Raw genomic sequence first — 21,490 nt, 5'->3', positions numbered from 1 at the left:
AGAGGTGCGGTTGCGGCCGATCGCCTCGCGACCAGGTTCCGCCACCGGCCTTCTCCCTGCCCGTTTCCCACACTACCTTCGTTGGACAACGACGAGGGAGTGGGTTCGAGGTGAGCATCGCCGCAATCGACGACCGGCCGACATTCCGTGCGCCGCTGATCCCGCCGACGCCACCGCGCGCGCCGGAAAATCTGTCGGCGCTCGGCCGGCTCGCCGCGATCCGCCATAATGCGATCGCGAGCTGGGGCGACCGCGCCTACCAGGACGACGTCGTCCGCGGGCGGTTCTTCACCCATTCCAGCTACATCCTCAACACGCCGGATGCGATCCGGCATGTGCTGGTCGACAACTTCGACAACTATCACCGCACCGCGACCGGCATTCGCGTGCTGCGGCCGATGCTCGGCGAGGGGTTGCTGCTCGCCGAAGGCCGCGCCTGGAAGCACCAGCGGCGAACGCTGGCGCCGGCGTTCACGCCGCGCGCGGTGGCGACGCTGGTGCCGCACATGGCGTCCGCCACCGACGAGGTCGTCGATGGGCTGCGCCGGAATTGCGGAACTCCCATCGACTTGCGCGAAGCCATGCAGCATCTGGCGCTGGAGATCGCCGGGCGGACGATGTTTTCGTTCGAGATGGGCACGCACGGCCAAGCGCTGCGCAGCTTCGTGATCGACTACGGCACCAGGCTGGCGAGCCCGCGGTTTCTCGATCTGCTGCTGCCGCTCGGCTGGCCGACGCCGCAGGATGTTTCGCGGGCGCTGTTCCGCCGGCGCTGGACCCGGTTCATCGGCGAACTGATCGCCGCACGGCGCGCGGCCGGCAAGGCCGACGGTGCTCCCCCGCGCGATCTGTTCGAACTGATGCTGGCGGCGCGCGACCCGGAAACCGGCGAGGCCTTCACCGACGCTCAGCTCGGCGATCAGGTCGCCACCATGATCCTGGCCGGACACGAGACCACCGCCACCGCGCTGTTCTGGGCGCTGTATCTGCTGGCCCTCGACCCCGATGCTCAGGAACGGCTGGCGAGCGAGGTGCGCCGGGTCGGAACCGATGTCGCGGAGGTCGAGCGGCTGCCGTTCACCCGCGCGGTGCTCGATGAGACATTGCGGCTGTATCCGCCGGCATTCTTGATCGTGCGGGAGGCAGCGGGCCCCGATCAGGTCGCCGGCTTTGCCATTCGCAAGCACGACGTGCTGCTGATCGCGCCTTGGCTGCTGCATCGACACGAAAAGCTCTGGAGCGACCCGAATGCGTTCGTGCCGACGCGTTTCCTGAAGGGCGCGCCGCCGCCGGACCGGTTCGCCTATTTGCCGTTCGGCGTCGGGCCCAGGGTCTGTATCGGCGTGCACTTCGCGCTGGTCGAAGCGACGCTGGCGTTGGCCAAGCTCGTCGGCACGTTCCGGATCGAACTGACCGATACCGAGCCGGTGATCCCGATCGGCGTCGTCACCACCCAGCCCGATCGCTCACCGCAGTTCCGGCTGATACCCCGCTGAACCGCGCTGCCGTGACGCCGCGCCCACATTGCCAAACCGTCATGGAACTCCCCGGAACCGTGGCAGGATTGCGGGCGTTCCCTTTCCACGCCATAGAGCGACGAGCCGTCGCCCCCCATCGAAAGACGAGAGACGATGCTGGACAAACTGCGCCAATTCATCACCGACGTCGTCGCGCCGAGCGCTCCGGAAGAGTTGACGCTCGATGAAGGCGGCTACCGCCTCGCCGCGACGGCGCTGCTGATTCATGTGATCTCGATCGACGGCGACCCGTCGGAGGTCGAAAAGCAAAAGCTGCATTCGCTGCTCGAGCAGCGCTTCGGTCTCGATGCCGCCACCGCGACCCGATTGATCGCCTCGGCGACGCTGATCGAGGGCGAGGCCGTCGATCTTTATCATTTCACCAGCGTGATCATGCGTTCGGTCAATGAGCAAGGCCGGCTGCGGATCGTCGAAATGATGTGGGAGCTGGTCTACGCCGACGGCAATGTCACCGAGTTCGAGGAGAACGTAGTGTGGCGTGCGGCCGATCTTCTGGCGGTCTCGACTCGTGACCGCGTCACGCTGCGCCAGAAGGTAGCAGCCTCAGCTCCGCTCGCGGTCGGCGTTGCTGCAAGCGGCGGTACGGAAATGGGGGCCGTGTCCGAGGTCGACCCCGCCAACTAACCGGATTATCTCTAAGACACCCGTGCGACAGGAACCATCTTGTCCGGCGAGACGATCGGGCTTTCGGCCGCGCGCTCCGCGCATGGGCCTTGCACGCTGCTTGCTTCCCGCATAAGGCCATAGTTGTTCCCCAGAGGCCGCTCGGCCCATCTTAAGCAAGAGTTTATTGCCGTGACTGAACGTGTGACGTTGATTACAGGCGCATCGGCCGGGATCGGTGTCGAACTGGCGCGAATTTTTGCAGACAATGCTCATCGCGTAGCCTTGGTGGCGCGCCGTGGCGACCGGCTCGAATCCCTTGCGGCGGAGATCCTCGCCAAGGGCGGGCCGGAGCCGATCGTGATTGCCTGCGATCTCGGCAAGCCGGACGCCGCCGAGCAGATCACCGCCGCTCTCGACGCCGCCGGTGTCGAGGTCGAGTACCTCGTCAACAATGCCGGCTACGGACTCTTCGGCCGGGCGGTCGAGCTCGATCGCGAAGGCCAGCTTGGTATCATCGACGTCAATATCAGAGCCCTCACCGACCTGACGTTGCGGTTCGCGGGCAGCGTCGCACGGCTTCGCGGCGGCATCCTCAACGTCGCGTCGATCGCCGGTTTCCTGCCGGGCCCCGGAATGGCCGTGTACTACGCCTCCAAAGCCTATGTGCTGTCGTTCAGCGAGGCGCTGCACCAGGAGCTCGGCCCCAAGGGCGTGCGCGTGACCGCACTGTGCCCGGGCCCGGTGCAAACCGAATTCCAGGACCGGGCAGGTTTCGAGCCGGGCTTCGACAGTGCCGTGCTGAACGTTTCGCCTGCGGAGGTCGCGCGTCAGGCCTATCAGGGACTGATGGACAACAAGCGGATCGTGCTGCCCGGCCTCGGCGTGAAGATCGTGCCGTTCCTGCTGCGCTTCTTCCCGCGCGGTTTCATCGCTGCAGCCGTCAGCGGATTTCAACTGCGCCGCCGCTGACGCGGACGCATCGGGACACAATCTGGCCCAGGGCTTGCTTTAAGCAATTGTCATCTTTCGCCGGACATCCTGACCGGCGGAGCGGCAATTCTGTTCGACACGGCTCTGGACTGATCCTCCCATGCTTGTTCGACTGACCGATTACGGCCGGGTGGCTTCGCCCGCGCTGCAGCCTGCGAAAACGAATGATCCGAGGCCGGTGCTGATCGTCCTGCACCAGGAGACTTCGACTCCCGGCCGGGTCGGCAATGCACTGCGCGCCCTCGGCCATCCGCTGGACATCCGCCGGCCGCGGTTCGGCGATCCGCTTCCGGCATCGCTCGACGACCATGCGGGCGCTGTGGTGTTCGGCGGACCGATGAGCGCCAACGATCCGGAGGACTACATCCGCCGCGAGATCGATTGGATCTCGGTGCCGCTGAAGGAACGACGTCCGTTTCTCGGTATCTGCCTCGGTGCGCAGATGCTGGCGAGGCAGCTCGGCGCCCGGGTCGCGCCGCATCCGCACGGCCGCGCCGAGGTCGGCTATTACGACATCCGCCCCACGGCCGCCGGCCGCGCGATGTGCGCGCATTGGCCGCGCCAAGTGTATCACTGGCACGTCGAAGGCTTCGAACTGCCGGCCGGCGCCGATCTGTTGGCGAAAGGCGGCGACTTTCCGGTGCAGGCGATCCGCAGCGACACCGCCTACGGCTTTCAATTTCATCCCGACGTCACCTGGGCGATGATGCATCGCTGGACCACGATGGGGCACGAGCGCCTCTCGCTTCCCGGCGCGCGATCGCGGCGCGAGCATTTTGCCGAACGCGCCGTGCACGATTTCGACGAACGGATCTGGCTCGAGCACTTCCTCGATCATTGGCTGTCGCGCACGCCGCTCGGCGAGCCGGTGACCGCCCTGCGCGAAGCCGCCGAATAGCCCCCTGCCGCAAATGCGCTTCCCTCGCGGGCGCGGCGGTTGCTAGTCTCCCCGTCAAGCTTCGGCGGCCATGACCGGAGCAGCAAGGGAGAGGGTATGACGAGCGAGGAATTCGCGCGGCTGCTGGAAAGCCTGACCCGCGCGGCGGAAGCCGGCGATGGCGCACAGTTCGCCGGCCATTTCACCGAAGACGCGATCTATCACGACTACATCTACGGCCCGCACACCGGCCGCACCGAGATCGCCGCGATGATGCAGGATCTGTTTCATCGCGACGCCGCCGATTATCGCTGGGAAATGTTCGATCCAGTCTGCAACGGCGACCTCGGCTACGCATGGTCGCTGTCGAGCTTCACATCCACTGTCCCCGAGTTCAAAGGCCAGCGCGTCGTGATCGACGGCATGAGCCGGTTCGTGCTGCGCGGCGGACTGATCGCGGAGTACCGCGAGTCGGTCAACGGCGGCGTGGCGATGGCGCAGCTCGGCGTCGCGCCTGAGCGGATGGCCAAGGTGTTCCGCAAGTGGAGCGGCTGGCTGCAGCAGCGCCCCGAAACCCAGGACTATCTGGCCAAAGGCTCGCGCCACGCCTGATATCTGTCGTCCGCGGCGGACGACGACGCGCACGCTTCGTCGTGCGCCCAACAACAATCAACAAAGGGAGAGACGCCGTTGAGCTATCAGAACATCCTCTATGACGTGGCCGATCGGATTGCCACGATCACGCTGAACAGGCCGGACCGCATGAACGCGTGGACGCCGGTGATGGAGCGCGAGGTGCGGGAAGCGATGCAGCAGGCCGCCGCGGACGGCGACGTTCGGGTCATCGTGCTGACCGGCGCCGGCCGCGGCTTCTGCGCCGGCGCCGACATGCAGGTGCTGCAGACCATCGATCCGTCCGACGTGCGCCGCGCCGCCGATCTGCCGCCGTTCGATATGAACCGCCGCCCCGACTGGCAGACCCGCTACGCGTTCTATCCGTCGATTGGTAAGCCGATCATCGGCATGCTCAACGGCGCCACCGCCGGCATCGGCCTAGTCCACGCGCTGTATTGCGATGTCCGCTTCGCCGCCGACTCTGCGGTGTTCACCACCGCCTTTGCGCGCCGCGGACTGATCGCCGAGCACGGCATCTCCTGGATGCTGCCGCGGATCGTCGGCCACGCCAACGCGCTCGACCTGTTGCTGTCGGCGCGCCGGGTCTCGGCCGAGGAGGCGCTGCGGATGGGGCTCGTCAACCGGCTGTATCCGGCCGATCAGCTCCGCGAGCAGACCTACGCCTACGCCCGCGACCTCGCCGACAACGTCGCGCCGAAGTCGATGCAGGTGATCAAGCGCCAGCTCTACGAGGTGCCGTTCCAGACGCTGGCGGAAGCCACGATCGACGCCAATCGCGAGATGGCGATCTCGCTCGCCAGCGACGATTTCAAGGAAGGCGTCGCCAGCTTCGTCGAAAAACGCCCGCCGCAGTTCAGGAGCGCGTAAGGGCGCCGCGAAGACGACGGCTGAGATCAGGGATTGCCCTCACCAAGCGTCATGCCCGGGTTCGTCCCGGGCATCCACGCCTTCCGGCGGCCACGCTCAGTAAAGACGTGGATGGCCGGGACAAGCCCTGCCATGACGGACGATAAGGGCGCTCGTGCGGACCCGTATTTGAAAGAACGTCGTGCTGGGATTGTAGCTGCGCGCGGCCGCCTAAATCAGCGGCCCGCCTTCGCCCTTCGGGCTACGCCGCGGCAGCCTTCGCCACGAATGGTCAGGCTTGCCGGGCCGAAGCTGGCAAAGCCAGCGAAGGCTGGTGGAGCCAGGCGGGATCGAACCGCCGACCTCGTCATTGCGAACGACGCGCTCTCCCAGCTGAGCTATGGCCCCTCCGCGGCCGGCGCGTGAAGCACCGTACAGCGAACGCCGCCATTTACATTGCCCTCGAACGCCAAGTCAAGGACGTGCCGGCGCCTTTGACACGTCCTTGTCATCGCCGTTTATTGCCGCCGAGTTCCCTTGTTTGGGCGGAGGTGAACCGATATCTACGGCTCGAGCCTTCCGCGACCGAAACCGCGAGTTTTCCCCCGTCATGCGCGCCATTCTCGATATCGTTCTCATCGTCCTCGATCTCTACATCTGGCTGCTGATCGCCTCGGCGATCCTGTCCTGGCTGATCGCCTTCAACGTGGTGAACACGCGCAACCAGTTCGTCGGCGCGGTGTCCGAGTTCCTGTACCGAATCACCGAGCCGCTGCTGGCGCCGATTCGCAATCTGCTGCCCTCGCTCGGCGGCCTCGATATCTCGCCGATCATCCTGATCCTTCTGATCATGTTCCTGCAGCGGGTGATCACCTATTACATCTACCCGGCGGTGTTCTAACGGCGCACGGCATGGCGGAGGCTTGGCGGTATTCGGCCCAAGGCGTTGCGGTCGCTGTGCGGGTCACCCCGCGCGGCGGACGTGACGACATCGACGGGCTGGAGACGCTCTCGGACGGCCGCCCGGTACTGAAAGTGCGGGTTCGGGCGATCGCCGACGGCGGCGAAGCCAACCGGGCGGTGACGGAGCTGCTGGCCAAGGCGGTCGGAGTTCCGAAGCGCAATGTGAGGCTGCTGTCCGGCGCGACCTCGCGGCAGAAACAGATCGCGATCGACGGCGATCCAAAACAGCTCGGCGAGGCGTTGCGGAAACTGACCGCGCCAAAGGCGGATTGATTCGCCATCCGAGTTGGGCAATAGCACCTCCGCACACGATGCATCACCTCTCCCATAGGGAGAGGTCGACCGGCGAAGCCGGTCGGGTGAGGGGTTACGGCCTAAAGATAGACCGTAACCCCTCACCCCAACCTTCTCCCCACGGGAGAGGGAGCGCGCTGCCGATAGCGGAGCGCATCGATCGAATAACAAAGGGTACGGCATGACCGCGCAAATCATTGACGGAAAAACCATCTCGGCCGAGCTGCGCGCCCGCGTCGCCGCCGAGGTCGCGCGGCTGAAGACCGACCACGGCATCACGCCGGGCCTGGCGGTGGTGCTGGTCGGCAACGACCCCGCCTCCGAGGTCTATGTCCGCTCCAAGCACAAGCAGACCCAGGAGGCCGGCATGGCCTCGTTCGAGCACCGGCTGCCCGCCGACGTGCCGCAGGCCGAGCTGATGGCGTTGATCGCAAAGCTCAATGCCGATCCGGCCGTACACGGCATTCTGGTGCAATTGCCGCTGCCGAAGGGGCTCGACAGCAACGCGGTGATCGACGCGATCGACCCTGCCAAGGATGTCGACGGCCTCAACCCGACCAATGCGGGCCGGCTGGCCTCCGGCCTGTTCGCGCTGACGCCGTGCACGCCGCTCGGCAGCATCATCATGGCCAAGACCGTGCACGCCTCGCTCGAGGGCATGAACGCGCTGGTGATCGGCCGCTCCAATCTGGTCGGCAAGCCGCTGGTGCAGTTGCTGCTGAACGAGAACGCGACGGTCACGATCGCGCATTCGCGCACCCGCGACCTGCCGGCGCTGTGCCGCCAGGCCGATCTGGTGTTCGCGGCGGTCGGCAAGGCCGAGATGGTGAAGGGCGACTGGATCAAGCCGGGCGCGACCGTAATCGACGTCGGCATCAACCGCACGCCGGGCAAGGACGGCGGCAAGGACAAGCTGCTCGGCGACGTCGCGTTCAACGAGGCCAAGGAAGTCGCGGGCGCCATTACTCCCGTCCCGGGCGGCGTCGGCCTGATGACGGTGGCGTGCCTGCTGGTCAACACCGTCCGGGCCGCCTGCGCGATCCACGGCCTGCCGAAGCCGGCGGTGTAGTCCGGCAAGACATCTCCCCGTCATTGCGAGGAGCGGAGCGACGAAGCAATCCAGGGGCCGCAAGCGTGGCCCCTGGATTGCTTCGCTTCGCTCGCAATGACGTGGAAAGGCTTCCGTCTAACCCGCCGTACTCTGCATCAGCCGCACGTAGAACCGGATCATGTCGGCGTAGTTCTTGATGCTGATTCGCTCGTTGGTGCCGTGGAAGCGCTTCAGGTCTTCGGGCGTGGCGCGGACCGGCGAGAACCGGAAGATGTTGTCGGCGACCTGCGCGTAGTGCCGCGAATCGGTCGCGGCGATCATCAGGCCGGGGGCCACGATAACGTCGGGAAACACTTCACGGATGGTGCGATTCAGCGCCTGATAGGACGCGCTGCCGGTGCCGGTCACCGGCGGCGGATCGAAATTGCCGGCGAAGCCCTGAATCGCGATCTTGTCGTTGGCGACCACGCTGCGGACGTGATCGGTGACGCTCGTCTGGGTGTCGCCCGGCAGCAGGCGGAAATTGACGCTGGCCTCGGCGACGCCGGGTAGCACGTTGTCCTTGTCGCCGGCATTGAACACCGTGAGCGCGGTCGTCGTCTGCACCATCGCCGCGGTCGTGCCGCTCTTGGCGAATTCGCGCAGCAACAACGGCCGGAACAGCCACAGATTGGACAGCGCGACCCGGCTGAAGCCACTCATCTCCGGCGCCAGGGTGTCGAACATCTCGGCCACCGAGCCGCGGATCCGCATCGGCAGCCGGTTGTCTTCGAGATGGGTCAGTGCCGCCGCCAGCATGCCGATCGCCGTATCGCGTGGCGGCATCGAGGAATGGCCGGGGGTGCCGCGGGCGGTCAGCACCAGCGTGGCGTAGCCCTTTTCCGACACGCCGATCAGCGCCGCCGGCTTGTCGAGGCCCTTCATCACCCCGTCGGTGATTAGGAGCCCTTCGTCGAGCACGAAATCGAGCCGGACGTTTCGCGAGGCCAGGAGTTCGGCGATCTTGGCGGCACCGCGCAGGCCGGAGACTTCTTCGTCATGGCCGAACGCGAAATAGATCGTCCGCTTCGGCCGGAAGCCCTGCTTGGCCATCAGCTCGGCAGCCTCCAGCATGGCGTAGAGGTTGCCCTTGTCGTCCCACGAGCCGCGGCCCCAGACAAAGCCGCCTTCGATCGCGCCGCTGAACGGCGGCTGCTGCCAGTCTGCTTCGGTCTTCGGCGCGATCGGCACCACGTCCTGATGCGCCAGAAGCGCGATCGGCTTGGCCTGCGGGTCGCTGCCTTCCCAGGTGTAGAGCAGGCTGTGCCCCCCGACGACCTCCTGCTTGGCCGCCGCATGGAACGCCGGGAAGCTGGATTCGATATGCGCGCGCAGGCCGCGCAGCGCCTCGGCGTCCTGCTCGGGATTGAGGAAATTGGAGATGGTCTGGAAGCGGATCGACTGCGACAGCCGCTGCGCGGTGCCCTGCTCGTCGATCGCGATCGGCGGGACTGCGGCGACATCGATCTGCCGCGAACCGTGCCGGAAGGTGTTGTAGGCCAGCACGCCGGCCAGAGCCGCGATCGCCAGCAGGGCGATCGCGACCAGGTTACGAATCCATCGAAGCAGCCGGCGCATCAGAACTCCTGTTCGCCGGTGCTTCTTTCCGGCCGCTCAGTCCTTGGCTTGCCCCTTGGCCTTGTTGGCCCGGTCGAGGCCTTCAAGGATCAGCTTATGGGCTTCGTCGGCACCGCCCCAACGCACCACCTTGACCCACTTGCCGGGCTCGAGGTCCTTGTAGTGCTCGAAGAAGTGCTGGAACTGAGCCAGCGTGATCTCCGGCAGGTCCGAGTAGGTCTTGATGCGGTCGTAGCGCTGGGTCAGCTTCGACGACGGGACCGCGATGATCTTCTCGTCGTGGCCCGCTTCGTCGCTCATGTACAGGACGCCGACCGGCCGCACGCTCATCACCGCGCCCGGCACGATGCCGCGGGTGTTGGCGACCAGCACGTCGCAGGGATCGCCGTCGTCCGACAGGGTGTGGGGGATGAAGCCGTAATTCCCCGGATAGTGCATCGAGGTATAAAGGAACCGATCCACCACCAAAGTACCGGCAGCCTTATCCATTTCATACTTGATCGGCTCACCGCCGACCGGCACCTCGATGATGACGTTGACGTCATACGGAGGGTTCACGCCGACGGGGATTGCGTCGATGCGCATCAAGAGCTCCAGACTGATTTGATTTCAGGAACCACCCGAATAACCCGCGCTCGCGGCGTTCGCCAGCGCAAAAAGTTCAGTTGCTCCAGGCGAACGCAACCTTGTCGAGCGATTTCGGCCCGAACCGCTCCGACGAACGCGCCACCATCCGGCCGCCGAGCGCGCGATAGAATTCGGTCGCCGGCTCGTTGTCGGACAGCGCCCAGATCACCATGCTCTTCAGGCCGCTCTGCACCAGATCGCGGCGGGCGGCGGCGAACAGCCGGCGGCCAAAGCCGAGCCCCTGGAACTCGGGGCGCAGATACAGTTCGTAGATCTCGCCTTCGAACTGCAGGCTGCGGGCGCGGTTACGACCGTAATTGGCGTAGCCGGCGATCTTGTCGCCGAAGCACAGCACGCTGATTCGGCTGCCCTTACGGATCGCCGAGTCCCACCAGGTGGGCCCGCGGCGGTTGATCAGCTTTTCCAGCTCCGCGCCGGGAATGATACCCTGATAAGCGGATCGCCAGGCTTCGTCATGGGTGGCCGCGACCGCGGATGCATCCGCTGCCTTCGCCGCTCGTACCTCGATCAGGGTCGTGCTCATGACGGTGATCAAAGCAAGTCGCGGCGCCGGCTTCAAGCTCCAACGTTAATTATCGGTTAACGTGTGGATTTTATGCACCAGGCGGTCGACAGGCTGTGCCGGAATCGGACAAGCGGCCGATCGCGCAACGGATTTCTGGGCGGATTTGTTGCGTTTTGCAGCGCCGGAATCAAAGTTAGTTCATCGACAGGCTGAGGCTGCTGCGACAATCGATCGCTTGCCGCGCTGCACGCTCGCCCGAATCACGGGCGCCATGGGCGGTCGAGAAGAACTGCGGCGAGGTTGCCTCTCCGGCAAAGAACAGCCGATCGTCGACCGGCGCGGCCAGCATCGCGCGGGCGCTGGCGTGGCCGGGCAGCGCGTGCGAATAGGCGCCGCGCGCGAATGGGTCGTGCGCCCAGCGCGATTCCGCCAGCGGCGACAGCTTGCGGCGAATGTCGTGACCGAGCAGGTCGGCGATCTCGTCGATCGCCTGCGCGGCGAACGCCCCCACGCCGGCGTCTTCCAGCTCGCGCGCGTAGCGGCCGCCGAAGAAACCCTCGATGCAATCATAACCGAAGGGACGCAGGTGATACGTCCCCATCGCACGGCGCATGGTGGCGGCGCGCAAGTTGCCGTCGACCGGGAAGCCGTTCGAGTCGGACAGCTTCAGCATCACCTTGTCGTCGGCGCCGAGCGGCAGGTTTCGCGCCGCCTCGACCTTGGCCGGCAGTGCCGGCGCAAAGCGGATCGCCTCGTCGGCGATCAGATTGGTCGGCACGGTGACGATCACCTGGTCGGCGCTGAGCGTGCCGAGCGACGTTTCGAGTTTGATCTGCCGGCCAGCGTGGTCGATTTGCTCGACCACACAGGTCAGCGCCACCGGACAGGACGCCCCATAGGCCGCGATCAACGTGCCGTAGCCTTCCCGGACGCGCCAATTGATGCCGGTGTCGCGATAGGATTCGAGGTCCTGCACCGAGATCCGGTCGAGTTCGGCGCCATTGACGTAGGTCGACACCGCATCGATCATCGGATTCCAGGGATTGCCCGGCTCGAGCAACGTTGCGGCCGCGACATCGGCTTTCTTTTTCGCCGCGCGCCAGACCCGCTCATAGAAGGCATCGAGCGCTTTGCCGAAGGCCACCCTGTCGCGCTTTGGAAACACGTCGCCGAAGCTCGCCTCGCTCCACGGCGGGTGGGTCTTGTCGATGCCGATCCCAAGCTGCCCGGCGATGCCGACGAACGAATTCTCGTCGGCCGAATGCAGCCAGCCGCAGCCGACGTCGAACGCGATCTCCTGCGTCACCATCCGGGTCCAGGCGCGGCCGCCGATGCGGTCCCGCGCCTCCAGCACGATCACCGACAGGCCGGAGCCTTCCAGGGTACGCGCCGCGCCGAGGCCGGCCGCGCCGGCGCCGACGATCGCGATATCGACCGAGGAGGGGAAACGGGTGCGGGGCATGCCCGAGCCTACCATGGCGGTGACGTCGGTTCGATGTCAGCCGATCCGGAAACGACGATGCCCGGCGCGAGGGCCGGGCATCGGGTATCGAAACGGCGTAAACTTCCAGCGTTCGGATCGATTACCGACCTCTCACCGTCATTGCTTCGCTGCGCTCGCAATGACGGAGATGGCGATCAGGCGACCGCCTGCTTGCTCTTCTCGGCGCGCTTGCGCTCGTTGGGGTCGAGCAGGCGCTTGCGCAGCCGGATCGACTTCGGCGTGATCTCGACCAGCTCGTCGTCTTCGATATAGGCCAGCGCCTTTTCCAGCGTCATCCGGATCGGCGGAGTCAGCCGCACCGCTTCGTCCTTCGAGGTGGTGCGGATGTTGGTGAGCTGCTTGCCCTTGAGCACGTTGATCTCGAGATCGTTGTCGCGGGTGTGCTCGCCGACGATCATGCCCTTGTAGACCTTCCAGCCCGGCTCGATCATCATCGGGCCGCGATCTTCCAGCTTGAACATCGCGTAGGCGACCGCCTCGCCCTGATCGTTGGAGATCAGCACGCCGTTGCGGCGGCCCTGGATCTCGCCGCGATACGGCAGGTAGTTGTGGAACAGCCGGTTCATGATGGCCGTGCCCTTGGTGTCGGTCATCAGTTCGCCCTGGTAGCCGATCAGGCCGCGGGTCGGCGCGTAGAACACCAGCCGCAGACGATTGCCGCCCGAGGGCCGCATCTCGATCATCTCGGCCTTGCGTTCGCTCATCTTCTGCACGACGACGCCGGAGAACTCCTCGTCGACGTCGATCACGACTTCCTCGACCGGCTCGAGCAGTTGGCCGTCCTCGTCGCGAGTCAGCACGACGCGCGGACGCGACACGCTGAGTTCGAAACCTTCACGGCGCATGTTCTCGATCAGGATCGCGAGCTGCAATTCGCCGCGGCCCGACACTTCCATCGCGTCCTTGTCGGCCGATTCGACGACGCGCAGCGCGACGTTGCCCTCGGCCTCGCGGAGCAGGCGGTCGCGGATCAGTCGGCTGGTGACCTTGTCGCCTTCGGTGCCGGCGAGCGGCGAGTTGTTGACGATGAACGACATCGACACGGTCGGCGGATCGATCGCCTGCGCCTGGATCGGGGTATCGACCGCCGGATCGCAGAAGGTGTCGGCGACGGTGCCCTTGGTGAGACCGGCGATGGCCACGATGTCACCGGCTTCGGCGATATCGAGCGGCACGCGCTCGAGGCCGCGGAAGGCGAGGATCTTGCTGATGCGGCCCTGCTCGACCAGCTTGCCGTCGCGCGACAGCACCTTGACGGCCTGGTTCGGCTTCAACGTGCCGGAGGCGATGCGGCCGGTGATGATGCGGCCGAGATAGGGGTTGGCTTCGAGGATGGTGCCGAGCAGGCGGAACGGACCTTCTTCCACCACCGGCGGATGAACGTGCTTGAGCACCAGCTCGAACAGCGGCCTCATGCCTTCGCTGTGGTCGCCGTCCGGCTTGTCCGACATCCAGCCGTTCTTGCCCGAGCCGTACAGGATCGGGAAATCGAGTTGCTCGTCGGTCGCGTCGAGCGCGGCGAACAGGTCGAACACCTCGTTGACCACTTCGGTGACGCGGGCGTCGGAGCGGTCGACCTTGTTGATCGCGACGATCGGCTTGAGGCCGAGCTTGAGCGCCTTGCCGACCACGAACTTGGTCTGCGGCATCGGGCCTTCGGCGGCGTCGACCAGCACGATCACGCCGTCGACCATCGACAGGATGCGCTCGACCTCACCGCCGAAGTCGGCGTGTCCGGGCGTGTCGACGATGTTGATATGGGTGTCGCCCCAAACCACCGAAGTACACTTCGCCAGAATGGTGATGCCACGCTCGCGTTCAAGATCGTTGGAGTCCATCGCCCGTTCGACCTGGCGCTGGTTGTCGCGATAGGTGCCGGACTGCTGCAGCAGCTTGTCGACAAGAGTGGTCTTGCCGTGGTCGACGTGGGCGATAATGGCGATGTTACGAAGCTTCATGGCTCTCTGTCGGTCCTGCGGGCGTTGCCTGATCAGCGCGATCACAGGCACACCGCGCGAATCGCCGAAGGACGCACCGCAGCCAGCCTGTGTCTGAAACGCGCCGGACAATCGCAATCTGCAATCGCAAAAAACAGGCCCGGCCAAACGAGACCGGGCGCCAGCACGCGTTGCGACGCAATATACGCAGAATTCGCGAAATAACAATGACGGTTGGCGCTGCACAGATGCCCGAATCTCGGGCGCGCGGGTGCGGGGTCTTGAGGCGCTTTCGGGAAAGACTCGCAAATAGGCTTGACGAAATGATGTAATGTTATAACGTTACATGGATCGTCGCCGACACGGATGGGCTCGACGCGCAGGTGCTAGCCATTGGACTGGTTGGATTTTCTCCTCCCGGTTCATTGACAGCGTTGCCGTCAGTCCAATACCGTGAATAGCGACGGTTCCCGAAAGGGATCAATAGGGAACGCGGTGCGGGCCATCCGGCTCTATTCCGCGGCTGCCCCCGCAACTGTAAGCGGCGAGCCATTCACCACACGCCACTGGGCCTTGGTCCTGGGAAGGCGGTGAAAGGCAACGACCCGCGAGCCAGGAGACCTGCCGTCAGTCGTGGTCACACGCGAACACATTGGGCGGGGTGTCCTGGTGCGTGTCGAACCGTAGCCCGCAAGAAGGCTGCGGCAGACCTGTTTCGCGGTGACGTGCCACGTTAGCCGCGAGCCAAAAAATGACTCCCGCCGTTCTGCCTTTCGGGCGCAATCGTCGCCTGCTGTCCTCTGTCGCCCTCGTTCCCCTGCTCTGGCCGGTGGACGGCCTAGCCCAAACCGCCTCGGCGAATCCGCGCGGTCTCGATCCGATCGTGGTCGAGGGCCAGACCGTGCGTCCGGCCAAGCCGCGAGCGACCGCCCAGGCCGGATCGTCGCGCCAGCGCCGCGCCGCCTCGCGTCCTGCCGCCACGCCCGCTCCGGCGCCGACCGAAGCCGCCGCAACCCGTGCGGCCACTGCCCCCACCTTCAATCTCGGCACGCCGTCGTCGACCGGCAGCCGACTCGGCCTGACGCCGCTCCAGACACCGGCCAGCGTCGAAGTGATTCGCTCCGAGACCATCGCCGAGCGCGGCCAGCACAACGTCATCGACGCGGTGACGCAGAACGCCACCGGCTTCACCGCCAGCCCGGCGCCGGGCAATGGCGGCCTGTCCTTCGCCACCCGCGGCTTCACCGGCAACGGCACGGTGATGTCGCTGTACGACGGCACCCGGATGTATGTCGGCTCGGGCACGATGACGTTCCCGTTCGATACCTGGACGGCGCAGCGCATCGAAGTGCTGCGCGGCCCGGCTTCGGTGATGTACGGCGAAGGCGCGATCGGCGGCGCCATCAACGTGATCTCCAAGAAGCCGCTCGACGTGCAACGCAACGAGGCCGAGATCTCGCTGGATACCAACCTGCTGCGGCGTCTCGCCGTCGACTCGGGCGGCCCGATCAATTCGAACGTGACCTATCGGCTGGCGGCGATCGGCAACATGTCCGACGGCTGGGTCGATCGCGATACGATGTCGAACGTCGCCGTCTCGGGCTCGGTGCGGGTGCAGGCGGCCGACAATCTCGCCTTCACGCTGAGCGAGGACTACGCCGACCGCAGCCCGTCGCGCTATTTCGGCACTCCGCTGGTGAACGGCCGGATCGACGAATCGCTGCGGTTCAAGAACTACAATGTCGGCGACTCCAGCATCCGCTATCGCGACAACTGGACTCAGTTCAAGACCGAGTGGGACGTCGCCGAAGGCGTTTCGGTCAAGAACGTCACCTATTATCTCAGCAGCCACCGGCACTGGAAGGACGTCGAGAGCTACGCCTTCAGCCCGACCACCGGGAACATCAACCGCAGCTCCTATATCGAGATCTTTCACGACCAGGAGCAGGTCGGCAATCGCTTCGACACCACCTTCAAAGGCCATCTGTTCGGCCTCGCCAACCAGTTCGTCGCCGGCTTCGACGTCAACCGCATCGCCTTCACGCACACCAACAACTCGCCCTACGCCGGCAGCTCGTCGGTCAATCCCTACAATTTCGATCCGGGCAACTTCCAGTGGGTCAGCTCGACCCGGCCGAGCTTCCACACCAAGACGACGCAATACGGCCTGTTCGCCGAAAATCGCCTCAGCCTGACCGATCAGCTCTCGGTGATCGGCGGCGTCCGCTCGGATCATCCGACGGTCGAGCGCACAGATTTCCTGACGCCGTCGAACAGCTTCGAGAAGACCTATTCGGCGCCGAGCTGGCGGGTCGGCGTGGTGTACAATCCGATTCCGGATCTGTCGCTGTACGGTCAGTATGCGACGGCGGTCGATCCGGTCACCAACCTGATCACCATGACGGGCGTGAACCGCGACTTCGCGCTGTCGACCGGCAAGCAGGTCGAGGTCGGCATCAAGCAACAGCTCGCCGGCGGCCGTGCCGAGTGGACACTTGCGGCGTATCAGATCGTCAAGAACAACCTGCTGGCGCGCGATCCGCAGAACCCCGCCAACACCAACCCGCTGCAGATCGGCCAGCAATCCTCGCGCGGCATCGAAGCCTCGGCCGGCCTCAAGGTCACCGACACGCTGCGGCTCGATGCCAACGTCGCCTGGCTGCGGGCCAAATACGACGACTTCACCCAGGTGGTCGGCGGCCGTGCGGTGGACTACGCGGGCAACGTCCCGGCCAATGTGCCGCAAGTGGTCAGCAACATCTGGGCGACCTGGGCGTTTGCGCCGAGCTGGTCGGCCAATGCCGGCATCCAGCTCGTCGGCGACACATGGGCCGACAACGCCAACACCTTGGTGCGGCCGGCCTATAGCGTGGTCAATGCCGGTCTGATGTGGAAGCCGGACAGCCGGCAGACCTTCGCGCTGCGGGTCTACAATCTGTTCGACACCGTCTATGCGACCTCCGGCGGCACGTCGCAGTGGATCCTCGGCATGCCGCGCACCGCAGAACTCTCCTACAACGTGAAGTTCTAAAGCGATGTCCAGCGTCGTCAGGCGCGCGAAGCGGTGGCTGTATCTCGGCCACCGCTGGCTCGGCATTGCCGGGTGCCTGCTGTTCGCGATGTGGTTCATCTCCGGCGTGGTGATGATGTACGTCGCGTTTCCGCATTACGACAAACAAGAACGCTGGGCGGCCTTGCCAGATCTCGCCTGGCAAGGTGTCGTGCTGTCGCCCAACCAAGCGATGCAGGCGGCCGGCATGAAGCACTACCCGCGCGAGCTGCGGCTGGTGATGCTGAACGACGAGCCGGTGTACCGGCTGCTCGACTGGAGCAGCCGGCGCCGCACCATCTCGGCGGTCGATGGCCGTGCAATCGACGAGATCGGCGCGGACCAGGCGCTCGCGGTGGCGCGACATCATCCGGAAGCAGCCGCGCCGCGGCTGATCGAAACGGTCGATCGCGACCAGTGGAGCGTAACCGCGCGCTACGATTCGTTCAGGCCGCTGTACCTGATCGGGCTCGGCGATGCCGCCGGCACCGAACTCTATGTCGCCTCCCGCGGCGGCGAGATCGTGCTCGACACCACGCGCCAGGAGCGGATCTGGAATTGGTTCGGCGCGATCCCGCACTGGATCTATTTCACGGTGCTGCGCCAGGACGGCCCGCTATGGCGGCAGGTCGTGCTGTGGGTGTCGGGCGTGCTGATGCTGGTGGCAGTCAGCGGCATCTGGATCGGCCTGCTCCGCGCCGGGCTGCGACGGCGCTATGCGTCGGGCCGGATCACGCCGTATCGCGGCTGGATGGCGTGGCACCACATTGTCGGCCTGATCGGCGGCGTGGTAGTACTGACCTGGATGTTCTCCGGCTGGCTGTCGATGAATCCGGGCGAGGCCTTCGCCCGCCGCGGTGAGAGCCGCGACATGGCGCAGCGCTATGCCGGCCACGACGCTCCGACGATCGCCGGCCGGCTGCCGCCGACCGCGATGCCCGGCGTCGCCGAGGCTCGCTTCGTCTGGATCGGCGGCACGCCGTTGATGCTGCTGGCGCATCGCGATGGGCGACAGACACTCGCCGATCCCGAAGACGGCACGGCCAAGCGGCTGCCACAAGAGACGATCGTGACGGCGGCTGCGCAGTCGCTTCCAGGCGCCAACATGGTGCTGCAGGAGCGGCTCGATCACTACGACGCCTATTGGTATCAGCACCATCGGCAGCGCCCGTTGCCGGTGCTGAGAGTCGGATTCGACGATGCGGCGCGAACCTGGCTTCACTTCGATCCGGCCACCGGCGACCTCGTCGGACGCAGCGACACCAGCGCCCGCAGCTATCGCTGGCTGTTCAATGCGCTGCACAGCTTCGACTTTCCGGTGCTGCTGGCGTACCGGCCGGCATGGGACCTGGTGGTCATCGGGCTGTCGCTCGCCGGCCTTGTGATTTCGATCAGCGGCGTGGTGATCGGCTGGCGGCGGCTGGTGCGCTGAACCTGAAGCTCACACCGCCTGCGGCCGGGCGCCCCGCACCGGCGGCAGCGGTGACACCTCCACCAGCAGCAGCTTGCGGTCAGCGACGGCGTTGTGGAACTGCTCCAGCGCGATGCTGAAGGCAGTCAGCGCCGCGCTGTCGATCGCACCGTTCTCATAGGCCGTCAGCGTATCCCGCAGAATCCCGTCGGCCTCGGTCTGCATGGTGTCCAGCTCCTCGGCCGAATTGCTGCGACGTGCCGTCGCCAGCATGTCGAGCAGCCGCTGCCGCTGCGACACCGTGTTGTTGCGTTCATCCTTGCGCAGGAAGCTGGCGAACCAGGCGCCGGCCGAGCCCATCAGCGAGAGCCCCATCAGCGAGAACCAGATCAAGTCGCTGTAACGATCGAGGAAGCTCTTTTCTTCGCCGTCCACATAGGCGGCTGCGCCCGGCTGCACCGGAATCACCGCGTCCTTGTCGGTGTCCGGCGTTTCGATCTTGGCGGCCAGCGGCACTTCGCCCATCACGATCTGACGTGCGGTGAACAATTGCTCGGTCAGGGTCGCGATCGTGGTGTCGGACGCCCCTTCGCGCGCAACGATGTAGTGCGAGAAGCTGACGGTCTTGATCTCGCTGTCCGGGCGGGCCGGCGCGCCACCGAACACACCGGCCGGAATCGTCGCCGCCTCGTAAGACGGGTGATTGGCCGCGAGCGCTTCGGAGGATTCGATCGACAGGAACACCGGCTCGCGGCCGGTATGGGCGGTCGCCGCCACGGCATCGCCGATGATCTTGCTGTTGAGCGGGCCAGCGGCGAGCAGCGCGTCGACCTTCCCGTTGCGAACCGCATCCGCGACATCGGCCACCGGCAGGGCAACGGTCTGCACCTTGGCCGGATCGACGCCGTATTGTTGCAGGATCACATTGAGCAGCCCGGCATTGGCTTCGGTGCGGCCGACCACGCCGACGCGCTTGCCGGCAAGATCGGTGATGCCGGCAATGCCGGGGCTCTTGGCAGCCTTGCGCTTACCCTTCGGCTCGGCGCTGGCCGGTGCCCACAGCACCGCGACATTCTTGTGCAGCACCGCGACGGACTGAGCGACCTTCGGTACCGTTAGGTCGCCGCGGATCACCGCAAGATCGACGGTGCCGGATTTCAGTGCGAGTGCGCTGGCGGCCGGGCCGTCGGTCACCATCAGGCGCAGCCGGACGGTGTTGCGCTCGCGCGCGAACACCTGGGCGAGCGCCTGGATCAGCTTGTAGTCGTCACCCGCTTGCGGCCCAACCGCGATCTTCAGCGTCACCGGGCGCATCGCAAAATAGTAACCGGCACTGCCGATGCCGACCAGCGCAAGAACGGTTGCCAGCACGATCAGCAGCATTCTTCGCCATGGGGAGCGCGGAGACATGGTCTCCATCGCATTGGAACCGCCGGCCCACCCTGACCATCGCTGCGTGCTGCTCATCCGCGATCCGAATCCATCCCGACCAGCAGTTCCCTGGGGCGGACATGGTTCCGCCATTTGAACTGCCTCGCTAGCGGAGCCGTTTGGCTGCATTATGGTCGCAGCGGCCGGCAAGCGACAGCGGGAGAGAGCGGCATGAAGCGATTATCGGCGACGGAACGTGAAGCGGCGTTGCGGGAACTTACCGGCTGGCGCGAGCTCGAGGGTCGCGAGGCAATCGGCCGCAGCTATCAGTTCAAGGATTTCAGCGAGGCGTTCGGCTTCATGACCCGCGTGGCACTCGCCGCCGAAAAGGCCGATCACCATCCGGAATGGCGCAACGTTTACCGCACCGTCGAGGTGGTGCTGACCACCCACGACGCAGGGGGACTCACGCAGCGCGACATCGAGCTTGCCAAAGCGATGGACGCGTTCGCGGGGCGTCGCGACGGCAAATGACGCCTGGGCTTGCGAGACCCGCCTGAGATCACCAAATCGGGAGTGACCAGCAAACCAATCCGCCACGCGCGGGAGTGCTTCGATGACGACTGATCACAGCGTGGGGTTCGAACCTGCCGACCGGCTCGCGCAAGACCCTGAGCAGGTGCGTCGGCGGTTCTGGCGCAAGATCAGGAGCGTCGCGGTTCGGCTCCCGTTCGTCGAGGATATTCTGGCCGCCTATTACTGCGCGTTCGATCGGCAGACGCCGCGGCATGTTCAGATCGCGCTGCTCGGCGCGATCGCGTACTTCATTCTGCCGTTCGACTTCATGCCCGATATCCTGCCGGTGCTCGGCTTCACCGACGACGCCGCGATCCTCGCCACCGCGCTGCGGATGGTCGCCAGCAACATCACGCCGGCGCACCGCGAAGCCGCACGCGCCGCTATGCAGCGCGAGTTGCAGGACGAGTAACGACGCTTCGCCCTGCGCCTCACGCCGGCTCCATCATTCGTGCCAGCACCTGTGTGGCCAGCGCCGCGCGTTGCGCCATTGCGTCGGAGCCGATCGGCGGCGCGGCGAGCAGAGCCTGCAGCGGCGTCATACCGACCAGGACTGAAAAGAACACGCTGATCAGCATCGCGGTCTGGTCGCCGCTGATGATGCCGCGGCTCTCGGCCTGCTCAAAGAAGCGCGTGATCGCCTGAGTCACCGGAGCCCGGCCGGTGGCCTCCAGCTCGCGCGCGATCGATCCTCCGCCCCGACCCGCCTCGGCAATCGCGAGCCGGTACATCGCGGTGCGCTCGGGGTGCAGCAGCTCGCCAAGGAAGACCCGTCCGAACTGCTCCAGCACCGCCAGGAATTGGGTTTTGTTTTGGGGCTCCGGCAGCGCGGGCGAGGGCTGCATTTTGGCGGCGCCGTAGCGCACCAGCGCGGTCAGGATCTCCTGCTTGCTGGCGAAGAACTCGTACAGGGTTCGTTTCGAGGTCCGGGCGCGGCGCACGATCTCGGCCGTGGTCGCGGCATCGAACCCCTTCTCGACGAACACCTCGAACGCCGCCTGGAGAATCGCTGCCCTGCGCGGGTCGGCGATATTTTGTTGTTTTTCTTCCATCGCTTAGGGCCGTTCCGGG

19 protein-coding genes, 1 tRNA gene, 1 pseudogene and 1 riboswitch are annotated in these 21,490 nt (G+C 65.7%); of the genes and pseudogenes, 13 read left to right on the top strand and 8 right to left on the bottom strand.

Annotated features, from left to right (window positions below; all coding sequences use genetic code 11):
* Positions 1-110 precede the first annotated feature (110 nt).
* From M9H71_RS22270 to M9H71_RS22245, 6 genes are all read left to right on the top strand, one after another.
* Positions 111-1,496 carry a cytochrome P450 gene (locus M9H71_RS22270; RefSeq protein WP_455407063.1) on the top strand — a complete coding sequence of 462 codons (1,386 nt, stop codon included), beginning with the start codon at positions 111-113 and terminating at the stop codon, positions 1,494-1,496.
* Positions 1,497-1,631: 135 nt separating this feature from the next.
* Positions 1,632-2,162 carry a tellurite resistance TerB family protein gene (locus M9H71_RS22265; RefSeq protein ID WP_455407062.1) on the top strand — a complete coding sequence of 177 codons (531 nt, stop codon included), beginning with the start codon at positions 1,632-1,634 and terminating at the stop codon, positions 2,160-2,162.
* A gap of 171 nt (positions 2,163-2,333) precedes the next feature.
* Entirely contained in the window at positions 2,334-3,113 is a 780-nt protein-coding gene (locus M9H71_RS22260) for an SDR family NAD(P)-dependent oxidoreductase (RefSeq protein ID WP_455407061.1), read from the top strand.
* A 121-nt stretch (positions 3,114-3,234) separates the two neighbouring features.
* Entirely contained in the window at positions 3,235-4,032 is a 798-nt protein-coding gene (locus M9H71_RS22255) for a glutamine amidotransferase (RefSeq protein WP_455407060.1), read from the top strand.
* Between the two features lie 96 nt (positions 4,033-4,128).
* Positions 4,129-4,623, top strand: a complete 495-nt coding sequence (locus M9H71_RS22250; protein ID WP_455407059.1) for a nuclear transport factor 2 family protein — start codon at positions 4,129-4,131, stop codon at positions 4,621-4,623.
* Between the two features lie 78 nt (positions 4,624-4,701).
* Entirely contained in the window at positions 4,702-5,514 is an 813-nt protein-coding gene (locus M9H71_RS22245; RefSeq protein WP_455407058.1) for an enoyl-CoA hydratase, read from the top strand.
* A gap of 311 nt (positions 5,515-5,825) precedes the next feature.
* Here the strand turns inward: M9H71_RS22245 and M9H71_RS22240 are convergent.
* Positions 5,826-5,901: transfer RNA gene (locus M9H71_RS22240), tRNA-Ala, on the bottom strand.
* Positions 5,902-6,103: 202 nt separating this feature from the next.
* Here M9H71_RS22240 and M9H71_RS22235 point away from each other — a divergent pair.
* The 3 genes from M9H71_RS22235 to folD all read left to right on the top strand — a co-directional run bounded on the left by M9H71_RS22235 (position 6,104) and on the right by folD (position 7,819).
* Entirely contained in the window at positions 6,104-6,394 is a 291-nt protein-coding gene (locus M9H71_RS22235; protein ID WP_455407057.1) for a YggT family protein, read from the top strand.
* Between the two features lie 11 nt (positions 6,395-6,405).
* Positions 6,406-6,729: a DUF167 domain-containing protein gene (locus M9H71_RS22230; RefSeq protein ID WP_455407056.1), complete on the top strand. Its 324-nt coding sequence runs from the start codon at positions 6,406-6,408 to the stop codon at positions 6,727-6,729.
* Positions 6,730-6,931: 202 nt separating this feature from the next.
* Positions 6,932-7,819, top strand: a complete 888-nt coding sequence (folD, locus tag M9H71_RS22225; RefSeq protein ID WP_455407055.1) for a bifunctional methylenetetrahydrofolate dehydrogenase/methenyltetrahydrofolate cyclohydrolase FolD — start codon at positions 6,932-6,934, stop codon at positions 7,817-7,819.
* A gap of 117 nt (positions 7,820-7,936) precedes the next feature.
* On the opposite strand, the pseudogene M9H71_RS22220 reads toward folD, so the two are convergent.
* The 5 genes and pseudogenes from M9H71_RS22220 to typA all read right to left on the bottom strand — a co-directional run.
* Positions 7,937-9,424: pseudogene (locus tag M9H71_RS22220) on the bottom strand (M20 family peptidase); the annotation flags it as partial.
* Between the two features lie 30 nt (positions 9,425-9,454).
* Positions 9,455-10,003, bottom strand: a complete 549-nt coding sequence (gene ppa, locus M9H71_RS22215; protein WP_455407054.1) for an inorganic diphosphatase — start codon at positions 10,001-10,003, stop codon at positions 9,455-9,457.
* 76 nt (positions 10,004-10,079) lie between these two features.
* On the bottom strand, positions 10,080-10,589 hold the full coding sequence (locus M9H71_RS22210) for a GNAT family N-acetyltransferase (protein WP_013500092.1): 510 nt from the start codon (positions 10,587-10,589) through the stop codon (positions 10,080-10,082).
* Between the two features lie 175 nt (positions 10,590-10,764).
* Positions 10,765-12,033 carry a flavin monoamine oxidase family protein gene (locus M9H71_RS22205; protein WP_455407053.1) on the bottom strand — a complete coding sequence of 423 codons (1,269 nt, stop codon included), beginning with the start codon at positions 12,031-12,033 and terminating at the stop codon, positions 10,765-10,767.
* Between the two features lie 176 nt (positions 12,034-12,209).
* Positions 12,210-14,033 (bottom strand): translational GTPase TypA, encoded by a 1,824-nt coding sequence (gene typA, locus M9H71_RS22200; protein ID WP_455407052.1) that lies wholly within the window; start codon positions 14,031-14,033, stop codon positions 12,210-12,212.
* A 426-nt stretch (positions 14,034-14,459) separates the two neighbouring features.
* Positions 14,460-14,655, top strand: a riboswitch (cobalamin riboswitch).
* Between the two features lie 108 nt (positions 14,656-14,763).
* On the opposite strand from typA, the gene M9H71_RS22195 reads away from it, so the two are divergent.
* Positions 14,764-17,043, top strand: a complete 2,280-nt coding sequence (locus M9H71_RS22195) for a TonB-dependent receptor (RefSeq protein WP_455407051.1) — start codon at positions 14,764-14,766, stop codon at positions 17,041-17,043.
* A 4-nt stretch (positions 17,044-17,047) separates the two neighbouring features.
* Entirely contained in the window at positions 17,048-18,493 is a 1,446-nt protein-coding gene (locus M9H71_RS22190; RefSeq protein WP_455407050.1) for a PepSY domain-containing protein, read from the top strand.
* A gap of 9 nt (positions 18,494-18,502) precedes the next feature.
* Here the strand turns inward: M9H71_RS22190 and M9H71_RS22185 are convergent, their stop codons facing one another.
* Positions 18,503-19,939, bottom strand: coding sequence for a TAXI family TRAP transporter solute-binding subunit (locus M9H71_RS22185; RefSeq protein ID WP_455407049.1), 1,437 nt, complete (start codon positions 19,937-19,939; stop codon positions 18,503-18,505).
* A 135-nt stretch (positions 19,940-20,074) separates the two neighbouring features.
* Here M9H71_RS22185 and M9H71_RS22180 point away from each other — a divergent pair, with 135 nt between their 5' ends.
* Positions 20,075-20,377 carry a 4a-hydroxytetrahydrobiopterin dehydratase gene (locus M9H71_RS22180; protein ID WP_455407048.1) on the top strand — a complete coding sequence of 101 codons (303 nt, stop codon included), beginning with the start codon at positions 20,075-20,077 and terminating at the stop codon, positions 20,375-20,377.
* An 82-nt stretch (positions 20,378-20,459) separates the two neighbouring features.
* A complete protein-coding gene (locus M9H71_RS22175) occupies positions 20,460-20,831 on the top strand; it encodes a YkvA family protein (RefSeq protein WP_455407047.1) in 372 nt (123 codons plus the stop codon).
* Positions 20,832-20,850: 19 nt separating this feature from the next.
* On the opposite strand, the gene M9H71_RS22170 is transcribed toward M9H71_RS22175, so the two are convergent.
* Entirely contained in the window at positions 20,851-21,471 is a 621-nt protein-coding gene (locus M9H71_RS22170; protein WP_455407046.1) for a TetR/AcrR family transcriptional regulator, read from the bottom strand.
* Between the last annotated feature and the right edge of the window lie 19 nt (positions 21,472-21,490).

This window comes from Rhodopseudomonas parapalustris (assembly GCF_053772255.1).
Note: the sequence above shows the minus strand (reverse complement) of the source record. Positions and strands in the feature narration are given on the sequence as shown.